22 protein-coding genes are annotated in these 24403 nt (G+C 58.6%); 10 read left to right on the plus strand and 12 right to left on the minus strand.

Annotation, left to right across the window (positions count from 1 at the left end; translation table 11 throughout):
* The first annotated feature begins 181 nt into the window (after positions 1-181).
* Positions 182-1381: a sodium/glutamate symporter gene (gltS, locus tag AB5Y84_RS07725; RefSeq protein ID WP_005348115.1), complete on the plus strand. Its 1200-nt coding sequence runs from the start codon at positions 182-184 to the stop codon at positions 1379-1381.
* 240 nt (positions 1382-1621) lie between these two features.
* Here the strand turns inward: gltS and AB5Y84_RS07730 are convergent, their stop codons facing one another.
* Positions 1622-3493 (minus strand): methyl-accepting chemotaxis protein, encoded by a 1872-nt coding sequence (locus AB5Y84_RS07730; protein ID WP_139747823.1) that lies wholly within the window; start codon positions 3491-3493, stop codon positions 1622-1624.
* Positions 3494-3749: 256 nt separating this feature from the next.
* On the opposite strand from AB5Y84_RS07730, the gene prfB reads away from it, so the two are divergent.
* The 5 genes from prfB (at position 3750) to AB5Y84_RS07755 (ending at position 10907) form a co-directional block, all read left to right on the plus strand.
* A protein-coding gene (gene prfB / locus AB5Y84_RS07735; protein ID WP_100645262.1) for a peptide chain release factor 2 occupies positions 3750-4848 on the plus strand; the annotation gives its coding sequence in 2 pieces (ribosomal slippage) (positions 3750-3824 and positions 3826-4848; 1098 coding nt in all).
* A 16-nt stretch (positions 4849-4864) separates the two neighbouring features.
* Positions 4865-6400, plus strand: a complete 1536-nt coding sequence (gene lysS / locus AB5Y84_RS07740; protein WP_005335201.1) for a lysine--tRNA ligase — start codon at positions 4865-4867, stop codon at positions 6398-6400.
* 211 nt (positions 6401-6611) lie between these two features.
* Positions 6612-8399 carry an assimilatory sulfite reductase (NADPH) flavoprotein subunit gene (locus tag AB5Y84_RS07745; RefSeq protein WP_257724799.1) on the plus strand — a complete coding sequence of 596 codons (1788 nt, stop codon included), beginning with the start codon at positions 6612-6614 and terminating at the stop codon, positions 8397-8399.
* Complete coding sequence (gene cysI, locus AB5Y84_RS07750) at positions 8399-10123, plus strand: assimilatory sulfite reductase (NADPH) hemoprotein subunit (protein WP_368176718.1); 1725 nt, start codon at positions 8399-8401, stop codon at positions 10121-10123. The genes AB5Y84_RS07745 and cysI overlap by 1 nt, the downstream gene beginning before the upstream one ends.
* Positions 10113-10907 (plus strand): phosphoadenylyl-sulfate reductase, encoded by a 795-nt coding sequence (locus AB5Y84_RS07755; protein WP_257724801.1) that lies wholly within the window; start codon positions 10113-10115, stop codon positions 10905-10907. The genes cysI and AB5Y84_RS07755 overlap by 11 nt, the downstream gene beginning before the upstream one ends.
* Before the next feature lie 79 nt (positions 10908-10986).
* Here AB5Y84_RS07755 and folA read toward each other — a convergent pair whose 3' ends face one another.
* From folA to AB5Y84_RS07775, 4 genes are all read right to left on the minus strand, one after another.
* Entirely contained in the window at positions 10987-11478 is a 492-nt protein-coding gene (folA, locus tag AB5Y84_RS07760) for a type 3 dihydrofolate reductase (protein ID WP_257724802.1), read from the minus strand.
* 18 nt (positions 11479-11496) lie between these two features.
* Complete coding sequence (locus AB5Y84_RS07765; RefSeq protein ID WP_026035076.1) at positions 11497-11964, minus strand: threonine/serine exporter family protein; 468 nt, start codon at positions 11962-11964, stop codon at positions 11497-11499.
* On the minus strand, positions 11961-12758 hold the full coding sequence (locus tag AB5Y84_RS07770) for a threonine/serine exporter family protein (RefSeq protein WP_005348133.1): 798 nt from the start codon (positions 12756-12758) through the stop codon (positions 11961-11963). Before AB5Y84_RS07770 ends, AB5Y84_RS07765 begins: the two co-directional genes overlap by 4 nt.
* 235 nt (positions 12759-12993) lie before the next feature.
* Complete coding sequence (locus AB5Y84_RS07775; protein ID WP_231720113.1) at positions 12994-13329, minus strand: DUF3135 domain-containing protein; 336 nt, start codon at positions 13327-13329, stop codon at positions 12994-12996.
* Positions 13330-13722: 393 nt separating this feature from the next.
* Between AB5Y84_RS07775 and mog the strand changes: the two genes are divergently transcribed.
* Positions 13723-14253 carry a molybdopterin adenylyltransferase gene (gene mog, locus AB5Y84_RS07780; protein ID WP_368176719.1) on the plus strand — a complete coding sequence of 177 codons (531 nt, stop codon included), beginning with the start codon at positions 13723-13725 and terminating at the stop codon, positions 14251-14253.
* An 83-nt stretch (positions 14254-14336) separates the two neighbouring features.
* Here mog and AB5Y84_RS07785 read toward each other — a convergent pair whose 3' ends face one another.
* The 6 genes from AB5Y84_RS07785 to trmB form a co-directional block, all read right to left on the minus strand.
* Positions 14337-14738 (minus strand): DUF2541 family protein, encoded by a 402-nt coding sequence (locus AB5Y84_RS07785; protein ID WP_040066783.1) that lies wholly within the window; start codon positions 14736-14738, stop codon positions 14337-14339.
* Positions 14739-14905: 167 nt separating this feature from the next.
* Positions 14906-15115: a YgdI/YgdR family lipoprotein gene (locus AB5Y84_RS07790; RefSeq protein ID WP_005335219.1), complete on the minus strand. Its 210-nt coding sequence runs from the start codon at positions 15113-15115 to the stop codon at positions 14906-14908.
* Positions 15116-15316: 201 nt separating this feature from the next.
* A complete protein-coding gene (locus AB5Y84_RS07795; protein WP_064335634.1) occupies positions 15317-16612 on the minus strand; it encodes a sulfurtransferase in 1296 nt (431 codons plus the stop codon).
* A 29-nt stretch (positions 16613-16641) separates the two neighbouring features.
* The gene (gene glsB / locus AB5Y84_RS07800) at positions 16642-17562 is read right to left on the minus strand and encodes a glutaminase B (RefSeq protein WP_005348151.1); all 921 of its coding nucleotides are present in this window, start codon (positions 17560-17562) and stop codon (positions 16642-16644) included.
* Between the two features lie 122 nt (positions 17563-17684).
* Positions 17685-18017: a YggL family protein gene (locus tag AB5Y84_RS07805; RefSeq protein ID WP_005348158.1), complete on the minus strand. Its 333-nt coding sequence runs from the start codon at positions 18015-18017 to the stop codon at positions 17685-17687.
* A gap of 48 nt (positions 18018-18065) precedes the next feature.
* Complete coding sequence (gene trmB / locus AB5Y84_RS07810; RefSeq protein WP_005335228.1) at positions 18066-18779, minus strand: tRNA (guanosine(46)-N7)-methyltransferase TrmB; 714 nt, start codon at positions 18777-18779, stop codon at positions 18066-18068.
* Positions 18780-19053: 274 nt separating this feature from the next.
* On the opposite strand from trmB, the gene AB5Y84_RS07815 reads away from it, so the two are divergent.
* The gene (locus tag AB5Y84_RS07815) at positions 19054-20121 is read left to right on the plus strand and encodes a M28 family metallopeptidase (RefSeq protein ID WP_368176720.1); all 1068 of its coding nucleotides are present in this window, start codon (positions 19054-19056) and stop codon (positions 20119-20121) included.
* A 211-nt stretch (positions 20122-20332) separates the two neighbouring features.
* A complete protein-coding gene (locus AB5Y84_RS07820; RefSeq protein WP_368176721.1) occupies positions 20333-21514 on the plus strand; it encodes a PLP-dependent aminotransferase family protein in 1182 nt (393 codons plus the stop codon).
* A 74-nt stretch (positions 21515-21588) separates the two neighbouring features.
* Here AB5Y84_RS07820 and AB5Y84_RS07825 read toward each other — a convergent pair whose 3' ends face one another.
* Positions 21589-23118, minus strand: coding sequence for an EAL domain-containing protein (locus AB5Y84_RS07825; protein WP_368176722.1), 1530 nt, complete (start codon positions 23116-23118; stop codon positions 21589-21591).
* A 252-nt stretch (positions 23119-23370) separates the two neighbouring features.
* Between AB5Y84_RS07825 and AB5Y84_RS07830 the strand changes: the two genes are divergently transcribed.
* Entirely contained in the window at positions 23371-24276 is a 906-nt protein-coding gene (locus AB5Y84_RS07830) for a TIGR01777 family oxidoreductase (protein WP_368176723.1), read from the plus strand.
* The last annotated feature ends 127 nt before the right edge of the window (positions 24277-24403 follow it).

Below are 24403 nucleotides of genomic sequence, written 5' to 3' on the forward strand. Positions count from 1 at the left end.
GATTTTACTAAAATCTCATCTGGATGCCTGAGCATTTCAGGCCCGCACAAGCCCCATCTTTCCTGGGGCGGGGAGATGTTTCCCCTTCTTTGCTGGCACATAAGCCACACTGTTTTCATCCCGGCTGAATCTGTAAGTCTTTTGCTATGAAAGACACAGCCAATCAACATGGGAGTACTGAATGTTACAACTTGATTCCTACGCAACGCTGGTCGCTGCCACTCTGGTGTTGCTGCTTGGCCGGGTGTTGGTTACCCGAGTCGGGCTGCTGCGTACCTTCAACATCCCCAAACCGGTAGCCGGCGGCCTGGTGGTCGCGCTGGTGCTGCTGCTGCTGCGCTCCACCCTGCAGATGGAGCTGCAATTTGATACCAGCCTGCAAACCCCGCTGATGCTGGCCTTCTTCGCCTCCATCGGTCTTTCCGCTGATCTCGCCAGCCTGAAACGCGGCGGCAAGGCGGTGGTTACCTTCCTGATGGTGGTCACCGGCCTGCTGCTGGTGCAGAACAGTCTGGGTGTCGGTCTGGCGACCCTGCTCGGTCTGGACCCCCACATGGGGCTGCTGGCCGGCTCCATCACACTCTCCGGCGGCCACGGCACCGGTGCGGCCTGGAGCGCTACCTTCTCCGAGAAGTACGGCGTGCAATCCGCCGCTGAGCTCGCCATCGCCTGTGCCACCTTCGGTCTGGTGCTGGGCGGCCTGATTGGTGGCCCGGTCGCTCGCTATCTGGTGAAGAAAGTACAGGTGCCCGGTGAGGAGCACAATCAGGATGAGGCCCCCCAGGGCTTCGAAATGCCGGATATGGAGCGCCCCCTCACCACTTTCAGCGTTATCGAAACGCTGGCGCTGATCGCCATCAGCCTCAAGGGCGGCGAGCTGCTCTCGGCCTCGCTCAAAGGGGGCGCCTTCGAGCTGCCGATCTTTGTCTGCGTGCTGTTTGTCGGCGTGCTGCTGCGCAACGTCCTGACCCTGCTGAACTGGCATGAGGTGAGCGATCGCGAGGTCTCCCTGCTGGGCAACGTCAGCCTGTCGCTGTTCCTGGCGATGGCACTGATGAGCCTGAAATTGTGGGATCTGGCCAGCCTGGCGCTGCCCATCTTCATCCTGCTGGCCGCCCAGACAGTGGCAATGGCGCTCTACGCCATCTTCGTCACCTTCCGGGTGATGGGCAAAAATTACGATGCAGCCGTGCTGGCGGCAGGTCACTGCGGCTTTGGCCTCGGGGCCACCCCGACCGCGATTGCCAACATGCAGGCCATTACCCAGCGCTTCGGTCCCTCCCACCTGGCGTTTCTGGTGGTGCCCATGGTGGGTGCCTTCTTTATCGACATCATCAACGCCATGGTGATCAAGCTGTTTATGGCGATGCCATTCCTGTAATTCCCTTTCCGTCAGACGTATATGATCAGAGCCCACCTTTCGGTGGGCTCTTTGTTTGTTATCGACTCGCTAGGTGACGCAGGCAGAGCCGGGGATCGTATCCGCCACCAGGGTGACCCGCGAGCAACCCGGACTACCCGGAATCCCCACATCCCGCACTCCTCCAAACAACAAAAAGCCCCGCACTCGACAGAGGGCGGGGCTTGTTTATCTCAGCCGGAACAGACCGGGACGTGCACCTTACAGGATAAAGGTCGACACCTGCTGGTTCAGGTCAGCAGCACGCCCTTTAAGGCTGTGTGCCTGATCCAGATCGCGCATGGCAGCGGCGGTGATCTCGTCACTCACATCCTTGATGGCGGTGGTGTTCTGGGTGATCTCGCCGGTCACCTGGGTCTGCTCCTCGGCAGCTGTGGCGATCTGACCCGCCATGTCGGAGATGAGGGAGATGGCGCTGGTGATCTCTTCCAGCGCACGCACCGCCTGATCGGCATCCTGCACGCTGTTGTCCGCCAGCCCCTGACTGGTCTGCATCAGGCTCACCGCGCGGGCAGTGGTCTGTTGCAGGGTCTCGATGGTGGACTGGATCTGCTGGGTGGAGTCCTGGGTACGGCGCGACAGCACACGCACCTCATCAGCCACCACCGCAAAACCACGACCCTGCTCACCGGCACGGGCCGCTTCGATGGCCGCGTTCAGTGCCAGCAGGTTGGTCTGCTCGGCAATCCCCTGAATGGTGGAGAGGATGCTGGTGATGGCCTGCGCGTGGCGGCTCAGCTCGCCGATCACCTCGGTCGCCTGCCCCACCTCTTCGGCCAGACCATTGATGGACTGGCGAGTCTTGTTGACCAGCATTTTGCCCTGCTCACTGCTCTGGGCTGATTGCTGGGCAGCGGCGGCGGTGTTCTCGGCGTTGCCGGCGATCTCCATGGTGGCGCTCGCCATCTCGGTGACTGCAGTGGCGACCATGGTCACCTCCTGCTGCTGACGCTGCAGCTCGTCCACCGCGGCCTGGTTGGTCACCAGACTGCGCTCGGCATCGGCGTTCAACTCGTTGGCCAGCTGACGGATATTGCCGATCAGCTGATGCTGGCTACCGACGAAACGGTTGAAGCTGTTGGCCAGTTGGCCCACTTCGTCGTTGGCGTCGATCTTGATGCGCTGGGTCAGATCACCGTTACCATCGGCAATGCGGGCCAGTGCCTGGGAGACCTTGGTGAGCGGGCCCAGCAGCATGCTGACCAGCCAGGAGATGGCGAGGATGCTGCCCACCAGCACCAGCAGCGCCATGCCCAGCTGGGTCATCAGCAGAGAGGAGAGCGGCGCTTCCAGCGCGGCCTTGTCCAGCACCAGCACCAGCTCCCAATCCGTGTCGGGGATATCGGCCGCCCACAGCAGCTTGTCGCGACCTTCGTTGTCGAAGTAGGCAGGAACCAGATCCTTGCTCGACTTGCTCTGCTCGATCAGCGCATTGGTCAGATCGTTGTCGATCTCGCTGGCCGGTTTCATCGCCTTGGCGGCATCCTTGTAGGCGATGATGGTGCCATCCTTGTGCATCATGATGGCGAAACCGTCGGCAGGCAGCTGCATCTTGGTCACGTCTTCCACTAGCGAGGCGATGGAGAGGTCACCACCGACTACCCCGCCAGAAACCGGCTGGGCCAGGGTCACCACCATGATGTTGTAAGCCACGTCGAGATAGGGTTTGGTGACAATCAGGCCACCTTTGCTCATCGCCTCCTGATACCAGCCACGGGAGCGCGGGTCGTAGCCATCGCGGTTGATGGAAGGATCAGAGTCATTCATCTTGCCACTGCTCTCACCGAAATAGGTGAGCTGGAAACGGCCGGAAACTTGTGCCTGTTGCAAGGCATTGAGGGGTTCGGCACCGGCCTTGTTGCCGAGCGCCTGGATCACGTCGCGACGGGCGGCGAGCCAGTCGCTGACACGCTCGGCCTGCTGGGTACCCAGCCGTTGCAACTGCTCCTGGCTGCCTTGCAGCAACAGGGACTTCTGGCTGCTATAGCTCTGCCAGGAGAGCAACAAAATCACCAACGAAAGGGCGATCACCACTGACAACAGTATCTTCTGCTTGAGTGACAGGTTTTTCATCATGTGTTCTTCTTATTGAGGTGAGGAGCGGGTTTTTCCCTAAATTGCACAACACTACACGTAGTCATTAGCGACCCGAATGGCCAAAACTGAACCTGAAAATGGGTCTGCGGGCGATATTTTCTACCGAGGTGGAGAAAAGTGCACCAGAAATTGACGGCATGAGCCGCACAAGCCAAGGCAACCCTGTTTATTCCTTCCACAATTGGCTAGAATATCCCGTTTTTAAATCACATCGACCCTGAGAGTTTTCACGATGTTCGAAGTTAATCCCGTATTAAATAAACTTAAGGAGCTGTCTGAGCGGACCGAGCTTCTTAGGGGGTACCTTTGACTATGACGCCAAGAAAGAGCGTCTAGAAGAGGTCAACGCCGAGCTGGAACAGCCGGACGTATGGAATGAACCCGAGCGCGCACAGGCGCTGGGCAAAGAGCGCGTCGCGCTGGAAAACGTGGTCGGCACCATCGACACCCTGACCCAGGGCGTGGATGACGTCGAGATGCTGGTGAGCCTGGCCGTGGAAGGGGAAGACGAAGAGACCTTCAACGAAGCCATCGCCGAATCCGAACAGCTGGAAGCCAAGCTGGTGGATCTCGAATTCCGCCGCATGTTCTCCGGTCAGCACGACGGCTCCGACTGCTATATCGATATTCAATCCGGCTCCGGTGGTACCGAAGCACAGGATTGGGCCAACATGGTACTGCGCATGTACCTGCGCTGGGGCGATGCCCACGGTTACAAGCCCGAGCTGATTGAATGCTCCGAAGGCGACGTGGCTGGTATCAAATCCGCCACCATCAAGTTCACCGGCGAATATGCGTTCGGCTGGCTGCGTACCGAAACCGGCGTTCACCGTCTGGTTCGCAAGTCCCCGTTCGATTCCGGTGGCCGCCGTCACACCTCCTTCTGTTCTGTGTTCGTCTACCCCGAGATCGATGACGATATCGATATCGAGATCAACCCGGCGGATCTGCGGATCGACGTCTACCGTGCCTCCGGTGCCGGTGGTCAGCACGTTAACCGAACCGAATCCGCGGTGCGTATTACCCACGTTCCGACCGGTGTCGTGGTACAGTGCCAGAACGACCGTTCCCAGCACAAAAACAAAGACCAGTGTATGAAGCAGCTGAAAGCCAAGCTCTACGAGCTGGAAATTCAGAAGCAGAACGCTGAGAAACAAGCCCTGGAAGAGACCAAGTCTGATATCGGTTGGGGCAGCCAGATCCGTTCCTATGTGCTGGATGACTCCCGTATCAAGGATCTGCGCACCGGCGTCGAAACCCGTAATACCCAATCGGTGCTCGACGGTGACTTGGACAAGTTTATCGAAGCCAGCCTGAAATCAGGTCTGTAAACAAGCAGGAATCACCATGTCTGAACAAACCATCACTCCGGAAGTCGACCAAACTCTCGAACTCAACAACGAGATGACCGAGCGTCGTTCCAAGCTGGCCGCCCTGCGTGCCCAGGGTAATCCTTTCCCCAACGACTTCCGTCGCGACAGCCTCTCTGGCGATCTGCACGCAGAGTTCGACGACAAAAGCGCCGAGGAGCTGACGAGCCTGGGTAAACGGGTGAAGATTGCCGGTCGCATCATGACCCGCCGGATCATGGGCAAGGCTTCTTTCGCCACCCTGCAGGACATGGCCGGCAAGATCCAGGTCTACGTTACCCGTGACGACCTGCCGGAAGGTTTCTACAACGAGCAGTTCAAGAAGTGGGATCTGGGCGACATCGTGGGTGTCGAAGGTACCCTGTTCAAGACCCAGACCGGTGAGCTCTCCGTTCACGTTTCCGATATCCGCCTGCTGACCAAGGCACTGCGTCCGCTGCCCGAGAAGCACAAAGGCCTGACCGACCAGGAAGCTCGCTGCCGCCAGCGCTACCTGGATCTGATCGCCAACGAAGAGTCTCGCAAGACCTTCATGATCCGCACCCAGGTGGTTGCCGGTATCCGCAAGTTCTTCAACGAAAAGCGCTTCATGGAAGTAGAAACCCCGATGATGCAAGTCATCCCGGGTGGTGCCTCCGCGCGTCCGTTCGTCACTCACCACAATGCGCTGGACATCGACATGTACCTGCGTATCGCTCCGGAGCTCTATCTGAAGCGTCTGGTGGTCGGTGGTTTCGAGCGTGTCTACGAGATCAACCGCAACTTCCGTAACGAAGGTATCTCGGTTCGTCACAACCCCGAGTTCACCATGATCGAGTTCTACATGGCCTACGCCGACTACATCGATCTGATGGACCTGACCGAAGAGCTGCTGCGCACCCTGGCGCAAGACATTCTGGGCGACACCAAGATCCGTTACGCCAAAGAGGGCGAAGAGGGCCTGACCATCGATTTCGGTCAGCCGTTCCAGCGCCTCACCATGGTCGAGTCCATCCTGAAGTTCAACCCGGACGTAACTCTGGACGATCTGGCTACCCTCGAGAGCGCCAAGGCCGTTGCCAAGCGTCTGCACATCGAGCTGATGAAGGGATGGGAACTGGGCCACGTGATCACCGCGATCTTCGAAGAGACCGTGGAGCACATGCTGCTGCAACCGACCTTTATCACCGAGTACCCGGCCGCCGTTTCTCCGCTGGCTCGTCGCAACGACGTGAACCCGGACGTAACCGACCGCTTCGAATTCTTCATCGGTGGCCGCGAGCTGGCCAACGGCTTCTCCGAGCTGAACGATGCAGAAGACCAGGCCAAGCGCTTCCAGGATCAGGTTGATCAGAAAGAAGCAGGCGACGACGAAGCCATGTTCTACGACGCCGACTTCGTCACCGCGCTGGAACACGGCCTGCCGCCGACTGCCGGTCAGGGTATCGGTATCGACCGTCTGGTCATGCTGTTCACCAACAGCCACACCATCCGTGACGTCATTCTGTTCCCGGCCCTGCGTCCGCAGAAATAAGGCCCACAGAAGCCAGCTAAATCCCTTGGGTCAATCCCAAGCGTGATAGCCCATAAAAACGCCCCGCAACTGCGGGGCGTTTTTCTATCTCCTTTACCGCCAAATCACTTTATAAATTCAATAATGGAATAAAGAAGATATTTTTATTCTTTGTTGTTATCCAAAACGCCCTTTAATCTGGCCAAAAATCAGACCATGGAAGACGCGTGCGATGCAATTGAAGGATTCCCCATTCTACCTCTCCCCCCTATCTGACGAGCAGCAACGTCAGCTGGGCCAGGTACTCTCGACCCTCAATACCCAGCAACTGGCCTGGGTGAGCGGATATCTCTACGGCCTCTCCCAGAGCGGTCACCAGAACGTTGCTGCCAGCGCCGCCGTGGCTGCGCCCAGCGGCAGACTGACCATTCTCTACGGCTCCCAGACAGGCAACGCCAAAGGGGTCGCGAGTGCCATCAAGGCGCAGGCCGAGGCCCGCGGCCTACCGGTCACCCTAGCGTCTATGGCCGACTACAAACCCAAGCAGCTCAAGAAAGAGAGCCACCTGCTGGTGGTAGTGAGCACTTACGGGGAGGGTGAACCACCTGAAAGCGCCGTCGATCTGTTCGAGCAACTTAAAAAAGGCAAGCTTGGCAAGCTGGACGGGCTCAAGTTCGCGGTACTGGGGCTGGGTGACAGCTCCTACGAATTTTTCTGCCAGACCGGCAAAGATTTTGACAACTTCCTCGCCAAAGCAGGGGCCGAGCGCATTTATGAGCTCGCGAGCCTCGATGTGGATTATCAGGATGCGGCCAAGAGTTGGGGCGAGCAGGCACTCAACGCCATTGCCACGACCCTCTCTACCGGTGTGGCCAGCAACGTAGCCAGCGCGGTGCAGCAGGCGGTTGGCCACAGCCAGTACAGCAAGGAGAATCCCTTCCCTGCCCGCCTGTCGGTCAATCAGAAGATCACCGGCCGGGATTCCACCAAGGATATCCGCCATATCGAGATCAGCCTCGAGTCCTCCGGACTCGCCTATCAGCCGGGTGATGCCCTCGGTGTCTGGTTCGACAATGACGCCGAACTGGTGGGCGAAGTGCTGGCCCTGACCGGCCTCTCTGGCGATGAAGCCACGGCCCACGGCACCTTGTGCGCGGCCCTGACCAGTCACTTCGAACTGACCCGGCTGCACGGCGGCTTTATCACAGGGCTCGCTGACATATCGGATAATGCGGCGCTGAAAGATCTGGCTGGTGACAAGGCCCAGGTCAATGCACTGGTGGCCTCCGCTCAGGTGGTGGATGTGCTGAAACGCTTCCCGACCGCCCTCACGGCCGAGCAGCTGATCGGGTTGCTACGTCCCCTCACCCCGCGCCTCTACTCCATCGCCTCCGCCCAGAGCGAAGTGGAAGAGGAGGTGCACCTGACCGTCGGCGTGGTGCGCTACCCACAGGAAGATGGCACAGTGCGCTCTGGCGCCGCCTCCTCCTATCTGGCGGATCGGCTGATTGAGGATGGCGAGGTGCGGGTATTCATCGAGCACAACGACAACTTCCGCCTGCCCGTCAATCCCGACACCCCCGTCATCATGGTGGGCCCGGGCACCGGCATCGCCCCGTTCCGCGCCTTTATGCAGGAACGGGAAGCTCAGGGCGCGGAAGGCAAGAACTGGCTCTTCTTCGGCAACCCCCACTTTACCCAGGATTTCCTCTATCAGGTGGAGTGGCAGCGTTATGTGAAATCGGGGCTGCTGTCGAAGATCTCCCTGGCCTTCAGCCGGGATCAGGCCAACAAGATTTATGTGCAGGACCGCCTGCGTGAAGCGGGCCAGGAGCTCTACCAGTGGCTGGAAGCAGGCGCTCACTTCTATGTGTGTGGCGACGCCAACAAGATGGCCAAGGATGTGCAGGAGGCCCTGCTGGATGTAATTGCCGAACACGGTCACAAGAGCCGTGAGGAAGCAGAAGAGTATTTGAGCGAATTGCGTCGTGCCAAACGTTATCAAAGGGATGTCTATTGATGAGCAAACAACCTCTTTCTCACCCCAAAGCGGGACCGGTCGAAGGGCCGCTGGCCGACAACGAGCGCCTCAAGCGCGAGAGCAACTTCCTGCGCGGCACCATAGAGCAGGATCTGCAGGACCCGCTCACCGGCGGCTTCAACGGCGACAACTTCCAGCTGATCCGCTTTCACGGCATGTACCAGCAGGATGACCGCGATATCCGCCCGGAGCGCGCCGCCCAGAAGCTGGAACCGCTGCACAACGTCATGCTGCGTGCCCGCCTGCCGGGTGGGATCATCACCCCGGCCCAGTGGCAGATCATCGACAAGTTCGCCGAAGAGCACAGCCTCTACGGCAGCATCCGCCTGACCACCCGTCAGACCTTCCAGTTCCACGGGGTATTGAAGCGCGACATCAAGCTGATGCACCAGACCCTCAACAGCACCGGTATCGACAGTATTGCCACCGCGGGCGACGTGAACCGCAACGTGCTCTGCACCAGCAACCCGGTGGAGTCCGAACTGCATCAGGAGGCCTACGAGTGGGCCAAGAAGATCTCCGAGCATCTGCTGCCCAAGACCCGCGCCTACGTGGAGATCTGGCTGGACGGTGAAAAACTGGGGCAGGACGAGGAGCCGATCCTGGGCTCCAACTACCTGCCGCGCAAATTCAAGACCACTGTGGTGATCCCGCCTCACAACGACGTGGATATCCACGCCAACGATCTCAACTTCGTGGCCATTGCCGAGCATGGCAAGCTGGTTGGCTTCAACGTGCTGGTGGGCGGCGGGCTGGCCATGACCCACGGCGACACCAGCACCTACCCGCGCAAGGCGAGCGACTTTGGCTTTATTCCGCTCTCTCACGTGCTGGAGGTGGCGGCCGCCGTGGTCAGCACCCAGCGCGACTGGGGTAACCGGGTCAACCGCAAGAACGCCAAGACCAAGTACACCCTCGAGCGGGTCGGCGTCGAAGCCTTCAAGGCCGAGGTGGAGAGCCGCGCTGGCATCCAGTTCGGGCCGGTTCGCCCCTATGAGTTCACCAGCCGTGGCGATCGCTTCGGTTGGACCCTCGGGATCGACGGCAAGCACCACCTAACCCTCTTTATCGAGAATGGCCGCCTGCTGGACTTCCCAGGCAAGCCGCTCAAAACTGGCATGCTGGAGATCGCCAAGGTGCATCAGGGGGATTTTCGCCTGACCGCCAACCAGAACCTGATCATCGCCGGGGTGCCTGCCAGCGAGAAGGCCCGCATCGAAGGGCTGGCACGCCAATACGGCCTGCTGGATGACGGCGTAAGCGAGCAGCGCAAGCAGTCCATGGCTTGTGTGGCACTGCCTACCTGCCCGCTGGCGATGGCTGAAGCGGAGCGCATGCTGCCAGCATTGGTCACCGACATCGAGGACTTGCTCACCAAACATGGGCTGGCGGATGACGCCATCATCTTCCGTGTCACCGGTTGCCCCAACGGCTGCGGCCGCGCCATGCTGGCGGAAGTGGGTCTGGTGGGCAAGGCGCCTGGCCGCTACAACCTCCATCTGGGGGGCAACCTGGAAGGCACCCGCATTCCGCGCCTCTATCAGGAGAACATCACCGAGCCGCAGATTTTGGCCGAACTCGACGCGTTGATCGGCCGCTGGGCCACCGAGCGAAATCAGGGTGAGTGCTTCGGCGACTTCGTGATCCGGGTTGGGGTGATTGCGCCCGTTATCGATTCTGCGAGGGACTTCTATGCCGCTTAATCTGCCGCTTAATGTCACTGAAGATGGCCGCCTTGACCTGCAGGCACTGCTGGCCCTCGGCCGTGAGGAGCAAGTCGAGGCGCTGGCCCCCCTCAACCGGGAGCTGGATACCATGAGTGCCCCCGAGCGGGTGCGCTGGGCCCTGGCAAATCTGCCGGGGGAGCATGTGCTCTCCTCCAGCTTCGGCATTCAGGCGGCGCTGATGCTCCATCTGGTAAGCCGCGAGCGGGCCGACGTGCCCGTGGTGCTGACCGATACCGGTTATCTGTTCCCGGAGACCTACCGTTTCATCGACGAGCTGACCGAGCGCCTCGCGCTCAACCTGAAAACCTATCAGGCCGAGCTCAGCCCTGCCTGGCAGGAGGCTCGATTTGGTCTCTTGTGGGAGCAGGGGGTGGAGGGGATCACCCGCTACAACCAGCTCAACAAGGTGGAGCCGATGGAGCGCGCTCTGCGTGATCTGGGGGCCCAGACCTGGTTCTCCGGCCTGCGCCGGGAGCAGTCCGGCAGCCGTGGCAAGCTGCCGGTGCTGGGCATCCAGCGCGGCCGCTTCAAGTTCCTGCCGGTGATCGACTGGAGCAACAAGGATGTCTTCTACTACTTCAAGGAGTTCGACCTCCCCTACCATCCGCTGTGGGAGCAGGGCTACCTGTCGGTGGGCGATGTCCACACCACCACAAAATGGGAGCCGGGCATGAGCGAGGAGCAGACCCGCTTCTTCGGCCTCAAGCGCGAGTGCGGTTTGCACGAGGAAAATGGCGAGAACGACGGCTCAGGCATCTAATCCCGTCTTGAAAACCCAACAGAACAACAAGGGCATCCGAAGATGCCCTTGTTGTTATTTGCCCATTAGCATTTGTCCGTCAGCGGCGCTGCCAGGTCTCGAAGCTATAGGGGTGCGGGTTCTTCTCATCGGCAGGGTGGCTCTCGCACTCAATCCGTTGCCACTGGCCATCATCAAAAGCAGGGAAACGGGTATCTCCCTCCACCGCCAGATCGATTTGCGTCAGATAGAGGCAATCCGCACTCGGCAACATCTCGGCATAGAGATGACCACCACCGATCACCATCAACTCCTCCACCAAGCTGCCTGCCAACAGAGCCAGCGCCGCCTCGACGGAGCCCACCACCTCAATGCCCTCGACCTGATAGTCGGGATTGCGGCTGATCACCAGATTGCGCCGTCCGGGCAGCGGTCGACCAATAGATTCGAAGGTCTTGCGCCCCATCAATACCGGTTTACCGAAGGTGACACGCTTGAAGTGAGCCAGATCGGCAGGCAGATGCCAGGGCATCTGGTTGTCCTTGCCGATCACCCTGTCGTGGGCCATGGCGGCAATCATGGAAATCTTCATGGGGCCTCTCACCGTCTGTCAGATTATGGGGCGGTTACGGTACACGACCAGAGAGGGGATCGCCAAACCGAAACTGAGGGCACCGACGATAAAGAGCGCCTTGAGGCCGTTCTCCACCGCACTCTGGATCAACTCCATGGTCACGCCGTTGATATTGAGCTCTACCACCGCAATCATGGTTTTGAACGCATAACTGCCCGGGATCATCGGAATGATGGAAGCAACGCTGAACACCGGACGCGGCGCCAGCAGACGGCGCGACCAGTAGACGCAGACAAAGCCGACCGTGGTCGCCGCAGCCAGCGTCGCCCACTCGATAGGCATGCCGTAGTGGATAAGCAGGGTACGCAGGCTGTGGGCCAGCGCGCCGCCCATGGCGCAATATTTCAGCATCCGTGGCGGCACGTTGAACAGCATGGCAAACCCCACCGCCGGAATGGAGGACCAGAAGGCATCCTTGGCCAGTAGCCAGAGCAAATCCATCATACTTTCCACCCCCAGATCCCGGTCACCGACATGGCGAGAATGATGCCTATGGCGGCGCTGATGGTCAGCAGGGTCGCGGTCCCCCAGCGGGCCAGCCCCATATTGAAGTAGCCCTTCACCATGTCGGAGACCGCATTGATCAGCGGAAAGCCCGGCACCAGCAGCAGCACGCTGGCCGCCATGGCGAGATAGGGCTGGTCACCCCAGTTGAAGAAGGTGGCGCTGGAGGAGAGCAGGGTGGCAATAAAGCCGGTGGCGGCAAAGTTGATGAGCGGGCTGTGGTGATGGCGAGCCATCAGCTGGCGCACCCGCATCGCCACGGCAGATGAGAAGCAGGTCACCAGGAAGATGGGCCAGTCTCCGCCAAACAGCAGGCTAAAGGCACCACAGGAGAGCCCCACCATGGGGACCACCAACCAGGGGTGATAGTGGAAAGGGACGATGGCTTCGAGGCGCTGGCGCACTTCACGGGCACCGATCAGCTCTTTTTCCGCCATGATGCAGATCCGCTGGATCTCGCACACCACCTGCATATTGATGCCATGTTCGCGCACCCGCCGGGTAGTGGTAACACAGCCCCCCTGATAGAGGCTGGTGAGCACGATGGCACTGGAAGAGATGGCCATCTCGACACTCTCCAGCCCCAGCGCCATCCCCAACCGCACCGTGGTCTGCTCGATGATCCGGCTCTCCGCCCCGAACTGGGCCAACATCTGACCCACCTTGACGATAATGCGGGTGATCTCTGTCTGTTGCTCCCGCGACAACACCCGTCTTGGTGTGATACTTCTCATAATCCCTTCGAGTCGTAGCAATAAAAATTTCGGCCATATTAGCCTAACTTTTACTGTTATTCATCCACCCCTATCACAACCTGACTAATTAGTTATTACAAGAAGGAGAAAAGAGATTACATCACAAGTACATTACGACTAACATTAAAAACCATAACAATCAGGTCGCCAGCAATTCCCTTTATCATGGCCTCACCGATTTGGCTGAAATATCAACCAAGGGGGTTATTGCATATTATTTGCGACGTCGATAGTCCGCCAGATGGATTATTTTACCACTGCCATCGCTTTCAGACGGAGGGTCCCCCTCTTCTCTGAACTGGCTCATTTCGCTGCGCATCAAATAAAAAGATTCCCGCATCATGTTGGTAATCCGGATACAGCTATCAAGATTGTTTTTCGCCAGACGGCGCTGACCATCAATCTTGAACTGCAACCCGCGCAGACGGCGCTGCTGATCGGGGCTCGCACGGGCCATCAACTGGTCGATCTGCTGCTCCAGAATCGCATCCAGCCGGGAGGGCTCACTCGCAGCCAACTCCTTCAGGGTGTCAAAATCAGGCAACTCCATATGCCCTCCTTGGCGACTATTGCTGGCAACACACTGCGGTACCACACCATCACGTCCCAGCCATATAAATCTGTATATACGATGCGGCGAAAAAGGGTTCAATCCATCCACTGGGGACTAAACCGGACAATGGTCACTACGAGGGTGTCTATCTATTTTAATTGTGTTTGGAAACAAGCGATTGTTTTTAATTCATGCGAGATAAAACACTTATACATTTTAGGTTGTGATTTTCTGTTTTTTATTGCAAATAAAAATCCGGGTGGCCTTATTTTGCTTCATTCGACACTTTATTCTTCCCTCACCGACCCGCGCCATCTCCTGACGGTTTAACATATCTCACTGATTATGTTATTTTAATTGCCACTTTTATCGGACATTCAAGAGTAGACCATGAGCAAGGCAAAAATCGGTATCGTCACCGTCAGCGATCGCGCCAGCGCGGGCATCTATGAAGACCTCTCCGGCAAGGCCATCATCGACACCCTGAACGCCTATCTGACCTCGGAGTGGGAACCTGTCTATCAGGTGATCCCCGATGAGCAGGAGCAGATTGAAGCAACCCTGATCCGGCTGGCGGATGAGGAGCAGTGTTGTCTCATCGTCACCACAGGCGGCACCGGTCCGGCCAAGCGGGATGTCACGCCGGAAGCGACCGAGGCGGTATGTGATCGCATGATGCCGGGCTTTGGCGAGCTGATGCGGGCCGAATCCCTCAAGTTTGTGCCGACTGCCATTTTATCGCGCCAGGCTGCCGGGCTGCGCGACGATACCCTGATCGTCAATCTGCCGGGCAAGCCCAAATCAATCCGCGAATGTCTGGATGCCGTCTTCCCCGCCATCCCCTACTGTATCGATTTGATGGAAGGGCCGTATCTCGAGTGCGATGAAACTGTCATCAAGCCGTTTCGGCCGAAAAAATAGCGAACCCGACCATAAAAAATAATGGCGAGCCACGGCTCGCCATTATTTTTAACTCATCTGTCTGCGCAGAAAAACCGCATCAATTATTTGCGGCCGAATACTTTTACGCCCGCTTTGCTGCGCTCTGAATTACCGTACACTTCGATTTTTTTCACACAACGGCGCGAGCCCAGTGATTTCCACTCGGTCTCTTTATCGCTGCTCATTTCTCGATCGAAACGAATGGTCTTGGTACGATCACCACCATAGGTCACCACCACCCGATCCAGGGTCAAATCACGCTCCGCCTTCACCTTGATATATTTGGTCTGACGGCAAACCACCAAAGGAATTGTCGCACCATGATCACCGGCTCCCAGTAAAATAGTCCGCCCCAGCGTGAACTGATCGTCACCGGCATGGCTGGCTGACGCCACTACCAGCAAGACACCACCCAGCAAGCTGCGTGCAGAAAAACGGGAATTCCAGATAGACATCAAGGACATAACACCTCCAATTAAAAATGGAGTGTGATGATAAGGGCTAAACCATAACGGAAGCTGTATCACAGCTGAATTTGCTGCGAATGTGCGGGGATCAACAGAGAAAACAGTACTACTCTTCGGCAAAAAGAGAAGAGCCGCAGATAGCGGCCCTTGCGACAAGAGAGCGCTTAGCGTTCCATGATTTGGGTCACGTCATCTTTCTTGATCATTACCTCGCGCCCTTCATGATCGTAATAGCGATACATGCCGGTGCTCTCGTCCAGCTTGGGTTTGCTCTCTGTGGTGATCATCTTGCCATCCTTGGTGCTCATGATGTATTGGGAGCTGCATGCCACCAGCCCCAGGGCACACACCAGGATCATCATCAGTTTTTTCATTGCGGCCTCTTCTGCGATCATCCTCACCACGAGGATGTTTCTTGAAGCCTAGTTCAATCGCACGGCACGGGATGGCGCGATGAGCAAAGCGGGATCGCTGTCAATAATCAGCGACTTAGCCTCGCTATCTGGCCGGGTGGCGAGCGCAATGAAAAAGGCCGGACATCTGTCCGGCCTCTTCTTTTCAGCGCAAGGGCGCAATCATGACTTGGCAGGCTGACGCTCACCGGTCACGGTCGGGTTCTTGGGATCGGAACTCCACTCGTACCAACCGCCGTCGTAGACGCTGATCTGTTTCCAGTCCATCAGCCAAGCGTAGAAGAAGGCCTCGGAGGCGCGCCAGCCGGTACCGCAGTAGAACGCCGCCTGCTGAGTTGGCTCGATGTTCCACTGGTCCCACATGGCGAGGATCTCGCGGGCCGGCTTCATGGTGCCGTCCGGGTTGTGGAAGTCGCTCATGCTGTTGGCATCGACGCCACCATGACCCCATTTGGCCCCCGGGATATCGCCCTTCGGCTTGATGTAGCTGTAACCTGAGGTGTTGCCGACAAACTCGTCCCAGGTACGCACACTGACCAGCGCGCTATCGGGCTTCTTGAGCAGCTCTTTCGCCTGACTTAGCGTGGTGTAGTACTCGGGGTGAGCGGGAATGGCCACGCCAAACTCCTTCACCGGCTCATATTTGTTGGGCAGACCGGTTTCGGTGCGCAGGTGCTGGATAAACCAGGCATCCAGACCACCGTCCAGCAGGCGCACATCTTCCACCCCCGCATACATCATCAGGTGCGCGGCACGGGCAGCCGCCATGGTGTTGCGACCATAGAGGATAACGGTGGTGTCGTGACGGATGCCGTTATCCAGCAGCAGCTTCTTGAGCGCTTCGTCAGAGACCTTGTTCCACAGCGGCTCCTCTTCGAGGCTGTTGGTATCGATATAACCGGCCCCCGGGATGTGGCTGATGAGGTAGGCCTTGGGTGAACCCCAATCCACTTCAAACAACTTCCAGTCACCCTTGGGCGCTGCGGCGACCGGCTTGCCCTCTTGCAGATCCGCCAACCAGCGCGGATAGACCAGCTGCTGCCAGCGTGCCAACGACTCGCGCGGTGCGGCTTGCCACCCTTGCAACTCGAACAGCTGCTTGATCCCCTGCTTGCGCAGCAGACGGGCCACCTCGGCCACTTCGCGGGACGCACCGTAGAGGGCAACCGGACGATCTGCTTTCAGCCCCTTGATCTCGAGCGCCTTTGGCCACTCTTCATCGCTGTATTTCCACTCGGCAGAGAGGTTCTCGGCACCCGCCACATGACCGCCCTGCTTCTCCCCTTCCATCGGCCACCCCTGATAGAAGTAGCTGGCGCGGGTATCCAGGATGACAGCCTGTTTGGCCTTGGCATCGGCCAGCGAGAGCGGTGGCAACTCCCCTGCCACGGCGGGCAGGGCACACCAGAGCAGTAAGGTCGCCAGCGCGGCCTGCAGGAAGCGAAGATGTCGTTTCATGGTGATTTCTCGATTCATAGTGAACAAGGTTAAAAAATGGAGCGACCCAGCCGCTCGGCCAGCAGCTCCAGCGCCGCCGTGCCCGCCAGCGAGTTGCCAGCTTTGTTGAGCTCGGGCGACCAGACACAGACGCAGAGCTCGCCCGGGATCAGGGCGATGATACCGCCGCCGACACCCGATTTGCCCGGCATGCCGACACGATAGGCAAAATCGCCCGCCTCATCATAGAGACCGCAGGTGGCGAGCAGGGCGTTGACCTGTTTGGTGGTGCGGGCGGGCAGCAGCGGCACGCTCTCGCCCAGTGGCACACCACGGTTGGCCAGATAGATGAATGCCCGCGCCAGATCGACGCAGCTCATGCGAATGGCACAGGCATTGAAGTAGCTTTGCAGCACCTTGTCCACTTCGTTTTCGAAGTTGCCATAAGCCTTCATCAGATAGGCGATGGCGGCGTTGCGGGCAGAGTGCTGATATTCGGAGCGGGCGACCACCTGATCCGCCATGATGGCCGGATTGCCGGAAAGGCGGCGCACCAGCTCGAGGGTACGCTGACGGGGCGCAGTGAGGCGGGTCTCCAGCAGATCGCTCACCACCAGCGCCCCGGCATTGATAAAGGGGTTGCGGGGGATCCCCTGCTCGAACTCGAGCTGCACCAACGAGTTGAAGGGCTGGCCGGAGGGCTCCTTGCCAACCCGGGCCCAGATCTCCTCCTCCTGATAGAGGGTGAGCGCCAGGGTCAGGCTCAGGGCCTTGGAGATACTCTGGATGGAGAAGGGTTCAAAAGCGTCACCGGCGGTGAACAGCTCCCCCTCGACGGTACAGACTGCGATACCCAGCCGATCGGCCGGTACCTGAGCCAGTGCCGGAATGTAGTCGGCCACCTTGCCTTGTCCCAGCAACGGGCGCACCTCTTCAAGGATGCTGGCCAGTAATTCGGATGACAACACCATAAGCAATAAGCGATTCCATGACTAAAACAGCGGTGGAGATCCCATCCCCACTGACAAAAATCCCGCCAGCGGCGGGATTTTTCAGTTACCCACAACAAGGCGCCAGATGCGGCAGCCTTGTATCAGGCCGGTTCACCGTACCAGAGGTCGAACAGCTCGGTAACGACCACGGCTTCCATCCCCTTGCCTTCCAGCCAGGATTTGACGGCAGCGCGGTCTTCTTCGGTACACTTGCCCAGTTGCTGGGTGCAGATCATCCCTTCCCAGGCCAGGTGACCGGAGCCGGCAAAAGCCAGTTTGCGGGGTTCAACAACCTCATCGATCATCGCATCGACTACCGCATCGATGGTCTCTTCGGCAGTGCCGACCGGGAAGTTGAAACTGATGTCGAAACCCATTTCCTGGAATTCATCGACGCGCAGTTTCTTGCGCAGGCGGCGGCTACGATTGGCCATGATAGCTCCTCAAGTTAGTTGATACGCTAGGTGTGTTGACGTGCCAGCTTAGCTGACACGCTTGAAAATCAGATCCCAAACCCCGTGGCCGAGACGGTGGCCACGTTGTTCAAATTTGGTCAGCGGACGCCAGTCAGGACGCGGCACCCAGTTGCCGGTGGCGGAGGTGTTCTCGTAACCCTCGGCGGCGCTCATCACTTCCAGCATGTGCTCGGCATAGTTTTCCCAGTCGGTCGCCATGTGGAACACGCCACCGATGGCCAGCTTTTGACGAATATCCTGGGCAAACGCAGGCTGTACGATGCGGCGCTTGTGGTGACGGCTCTTGTGCCAGGGATCCGGGAAGAAGAGCTGCAGGCAGGAGAGTGAACCGTTCGGGATCATGTGCTCCAGCACCTCGACCGCATCGTGGCAGATCACCTTCAGATTGGTGACCCCCGCTTCCTGAGCGGTACCCAGACAGGCGCCCACGCCCGGGGAGTGCACTTCGATGCCGATGAAGTTCTTCTCGGGGGCATTCTTGGCCATCTCCACCAGAGAGGCGCCCATGCCAAAACCGATCTCCAGCACCACAGGTGCTTCACGGCCAAACAGTGCGACCAGATCGAGCTGCTTTGGCTCGAAATCGATGCCCATGACCGGCCAGAGCTCTTCCAGGGCCTTCTCCTGCCCTTTGGTCAGGCGGCCTTCGCGACGGACAAAGCTGCGGATCTTGCGCATGAACTTGCCGTCTTCGTTAAATACATCTTGGGTCACAGGCATAATGGTCTCGTTATTTCATCAATCCGGGTAATACATCTTGTGTTCGATCCCGAGCGGGACCGCTCGCGGCTCGGCATTTCATCGACCCGCGAAAACAGGGGAGCGAATTATCCCAAGATAGGCCCAAGGCGCAAGTGTTTCGCGCAACAAATCCCTCATCTCTCACCATTTCATTGACAACAGTTGACAAATGCCGACCCGTTCACAGAATTGGTCACGCGTCGAGTACATGCTGCCTGCACAAATAAAACCATACACAACAAAGGATTGCAGTATGAAATACAGAGCATTGGCGTTTGCCATCACCACTTTGCTTGTGGGATGCGACACATCAACAAATGACTCACAAGCCCCTGCCGCCGCCGAGCAGGCCTATGAGTATCTGGTGCAGTTGAGCTCAACCGCAGAAGGGATTGGCGCACGCCCCACGGGGACAGAGGCAGAAACTCGTGCCGCGGCATGGATCCAGGACCATCTGACCGGTTGGGGCTACGATGTGCAACGCCAACCCTTCACCTACACCAAAAGCGGCGCCAGTAAAAACTCCCAAAACCTGATCGCTGAGCTCAAGGGCACAAGTGACAAGGTGATCCTGATCGGCGCCCACTACGACAGTACGGGCGACAAGAAAGGTTCTGAAGGAGCCACCGACAACGGCGCTGGCGTCGCGGCCCTGCTGGCAGTGGCTGAAGCGCTTAAAGGACAAACCTTGCCCTACACGGTTCGCTTTGCATTCTTCGGCGCGGAGGAGAACGGTCTCAACGGTTCCAAAGCCTATGTCGCCAGCCTCGACAGCGCCGCCGTCGCCAAGCTGCTGGCGATGGTGAACTACGACACCATCGCCGGGGGCGACATCGTCTACGTCCACTCAGCCCACTCGGACGTCGCCGAATACAACTGCACAGATCCGAGCCGCTACAGCTTCGATCCCAAGGTGCGGGATCGCCTGCTTACCCTCTCCAAACAGACTGCAACCCCGTTTGCCATTCATCCCAGCTACAGCGGTTATCCGGAAGGAGAGACTGGCAGCTGGTCAGATCACGCACCCTTTGCCTGCCTGGGGGTGCCGATCGCCTACGTTGAAGCGACCAACTTCACCATCAACGGCGCTGATGGCTATGACGGCTACTCCCAAAGCACCAATCCAGCGCTGTGGGACTGCTATGACGCCACCACCAAGAGCGCCTGCGATCGTGACAGCGAAACCCAGTGGGGAAAAATTTGGCACACCCAGTACGACCGCCTCGACAAGATGGAGGAACTATTCCCTGGCAGAGTAGAAAGCCAACTTGGCGCCAACACCGACCTGATGATCCGCTTCCTCAAGGAACCGGGTTTGTAAAGTCAGTTGCTTGTCCACAAAACAAGATCGCCCTAACTCATTTCAATTCAATGCATGGGCGCCACACGGGCAGGTAAAATTCGGGCAGGTGCCAAACCTGCCCTTTTTTGGCGATTTTTGTGACAATCATTGCCTCATTTCTGAAATCTGATACAAACGGATAACCTGGCGGTCGAATGGAGCGACCGCCCACATGCCGAGAGAATTGTCTATGCAGCCGTTTTTTGCCCAGCGCTTCGAGAAGGTCGAGCCTTCCTTTATCCGTGAAATCCTCAAAGTTGCCGCCAATCCGGAGATCATCTCCTTCGCCGGTGGCCTGCCCAATCCCCACCTGTTTCCGGTCAAGGCGATCGATCAGGCCTGTCAGGATGTGCTGCGCGAGCAAGGGGCTGCCGCCCTGCAATATGCGGCGACCGAAGGCTTCGCCCCGCTGCGCCAATATATTGCCGACCGCTATCTGACCCGCCACGGCATGCAGGTCAATCCGGACAACATCCTCATCACCAGCGGCTCCCAGCAGGCGCTGGATCTGCTGGGCAAGGTGCTGATCGACGAGGGTCAGGATCTCATCATCGAAGAGCCGGGTTACCTTGGCGCCATTCAGGCCTTTTCTGTCTACCAGCCCACCTTCAAGCCGATCACCCTTGAAGAAGAGGGTCTGGATCTGGCGGCGCTGGATGCGCTGCTGGCCAACGGGTCCAGTGCCAAACTGCTCTACGGCGTGCCCAACTTCCAGAACCCGAGCGGAGTCTCCTACAGCCGTGCTAACCGCGAGGCACTGGCCGAGCGACTGGTGCGCCACGAGCTGTTGATGGTGGAAGATGATCCCTATGGCGAGCTGCGCTTCGAGGGCGAGCATCTGCCCCCCATTGCCAAGCTGGCGCCAAACAATACCGTGCTGCTCGGCTCCTTCTCGAAAACCGTGGTGCCCGCCTTCCGGCTGGGCTGGATGGTGATGCCGGACTGGCTGCGCAAGAAGGTGACCATCGCCAAGCAGGCGACCGATCTGCACAGCAACGCCTTCAGCCAGCAGGTGCTGCACCGCTTCCTGACCGACAACTCCCTCGACGCTCACCTGGAGAAAATCAAAGAGGTCTATGGCCGCCAGCGCGCCGCCATGGAAGCCGCGCTGGCCCGTCACTGCCCGCCCGGCGTCAGCTACACCCGACCGGAAGGGGGTATGTTCCTCTGGCTGACCCTGCCAGCCCACATCAGTGCCATGGCGCTGTTTGACGAGGCGATCAAGGAGAAGGTGGCCTTCGTACCCGGCGCCCCCTTCTACGTGCGACCCGAGATCAAGAACACCCTGCGCCTGAGCTTCTCCTGCGTCGATGAAGCGACCATCGAGGAGGGGGTCAAACGCTTGGCCCGCGCCCTCCAGCGCATGCTCTGATCGCCCAAGCCAAACCGTATCAACAAAAAAACCAGCGAGTGATCGCTGGTTTTTTATGCTCCCCATTCAACCGTTCAGCCAAACAGGGTCTTGCAAAACTGCTTCATCGGAATGGGGCGGCTGTAACGATACCCTTGCAGATAGTCAACGTGGCGCGCCCGCAGGTAGTCCGCCTGCGACTGCTTCTCGACCCCCTCCGCAATCAGGATCAATTCAAGTCGCTTCGCCAGATCAATCACGTTTTCAACGATATGGCTGGAGAGTGCATCCGTGCCGATCATCTCCACAAAGCTCCGGTCAATCTTGATTGCATCGACCTGAAACTGTTGCAGATAGGTGAGACTGGAGTGACCGGTGCCAAAGTCATCGATAGAGATCAACACGCCCAGTTTGCGCAATTCGGCAAACATCTGAGCGGTTGTTTCATCAGCCACCAGCAGCTCCCGCTCGGTCAGCTCCAGCCCCAAATCAACGGGATTGTCCTTAAACGCGTCGAGAAAGGCCTTGCAGTCAGCCAACAAGTCGAGATCCTGAAAGTGCTTGGCGCTGATATTGAAGCAAAAATGAAACTTTGCCGGCAGCTTGCGGGCATAAGGGGAGAAGTGGTCGCGCACCTGCGCCATCAACAGGCTGGTCATGGGCACGATCAGCCCGCTATCTTCCGCCAGCGGAATAAAGCGATCCGGCGAGATCATCCCCTGCTTGGGATGCTGCCAGCGCATCAGCACCTCACAGCCACGCCACTGCTCATCCTCACCGGAGACCACCGGCTGCAGGTAGGGGATAAACTCCTCTTCGATCAACGCCCGCTTGAGCTCCTCCGCTGGTGAGCTGCTACGCCCCATCAGCCTGAAGGTGCCGAATCCAATCAGCAGCGCCAGCAGCGGAGAGAGGAACAAGGTATATCTGGAGTAGCGCCATGCGTGACTCCAGTAGTCATGCACCGTGACCCGGGTGACGACCTGATAGGGGAAATCGGCCGAAGCGAGGGCAATATAACCCTCTTCTGTCGGAGAGGGCGCCGCCCCGACCTGACCTGAGCCAAACAGAGCCCTCTGCCCCACCACCAGAGCCATCGGGGAGTTCTTGCTGGAGATCTCCAGGGTATTGCGCAGGTAGTAGCCATCTACACCGATCAGCACACTCCCCTTGTCCGTTTCATGACGCAGCACGATCAAGGGGCGATCCGGTGTGACCTCATTGCCAGGCAGCAGTTGCAACCTGCCATCCACATAGCGGTCGGGATTGAAGGGGCCATCGTAGTCACCATAGAGCGAGGTGCAATAGATGTGGCTGCCTACAGCCAGATTGGCGGAACGGACATAAGGCACCGTGGCCACCTGTTCGCGCAGCAGTTGTGCCGCCTCCTTGCACGAGTGACCCAGCATCCCCTTCACATTGATGGCCGCCTGCTGGGCATGGCCGATGGAGCGCTCAAACATCACACGGGCATGCTGCAACCGTGAATCGGCATCACGCTCTGTCTCCGTCACCGTCTGCCAGATAACGGCAACAACCCCCAGCAGCAGGATCCCGCCCCCCATCAGCAGCGCCAAGAGAATCCTCGAGTAAAGCTGGCGAAGTTTCAAACGACGAAATGGCATGGCGGCCTCTTTGATGCTCGGATAATGGGTGACAGCCTCGGTGGACAGGCGAAAAGGGTCGCCATAATAGCGATTGTTCAACAAATGTCCACCCAACAAAAATCAATCAATTCAAACTATTGTTCAACAATATGTCGTAAGAAGAGGATAGAGTTAACAAACGTCAAACAGAAAACTCCCGAAGCACGTCTCACTTGTTGAAGGGAAGCCACACCATTAAAGTTGAGCAAACGGCAGCAGGAGCATACAGCGATGAAGATTCTTATTACCGGAGGAACCGGCTTTATCGGCCGCAAGCTGGTTGCCCATCTCAAGGTCAATCATGAGGTCGTGGTCTTGAGCAGGCAGGGGAGCCGCGCCTACTCCCTGCTCGGCCACGATATCAAGGTATTGGATAACCTCGACCGGCTTGATGACCTCAATGACGTGGATGCGGTGATCAATCTGGCCGGTGAACCCATCGCCGCCGGACGCTGGAGCGAGTCGCGCAAACAGCTGCTCTGCGATAGCCGCTGGCTGTTGACCGAGCAACTGGTGGATCTCATCAAGCTATCCAGCACGCCGCCCAAGGTGCTGATCAACGCCTCCGCCATCGGCTGGTATGGCAGACAGGGCACCGAAACCCTCGACGAGCAGTGTCGCTCTCCCAACGACGAGTTTACCCACCAACTCTGCCAGCAGTGGGAGACCCTGGTGCAAGAGGCCCAGAGCCGCCAAACCCGGGTCTGTATCGTGCGGATCGGACTGGTGCTTGGCATGGATGGCGGCGCCCTGCCCAAAATGCTCCCCCCCTACCGACTCGGACTCGGCGGCCCCATGGGATCGGGCAGCCAGATGATGAGCTGGATCCATGTGCAGGATTTGGTACGTGCCATGCTGTTCCTGCTGGAGCATGAGGAGTGTAGCGGCATCTTCAACGGCACTGCGCCCCATCCGGTCAGTAACCGGGAGTTCAGCCAGACCCTGGCTGCGACGCTACACCGTCCACACCTCTTCTTCGTCCCGGCGCCGCTGCTGCAACTGGTGATGGGGGAGGCGGCAGATCTGCTGCTGACCGGACAAAAGGTGATACCAGCACGGCTGCAACAGGCCGGTTTTCACTTCAGCTATCCCGAGCTGCCGAGCGCCCTCGCCAATCTGCTGCGCGAGCCCCGCTAACTCACACCCGCTCGCTGCGTCCACTCGTCAGCGCCCCACATAGCAAGCAGCCCGGCCAATGGCCGGGCTGCTTGTTTATGGTGGCTGCGCTATTGCACCTTGTGTGCATCGGCTCGCGCTGGCGGGA

This window comes from Aeromonas sp. s11 (assembly GCF_040907945.1).
Lineage (GTDB): Bacteria > Pseudomonadota > Gammaproteobacteria > Enterobacterales > Aeromonadaceae > Aeromonas > Aeromonas veronii.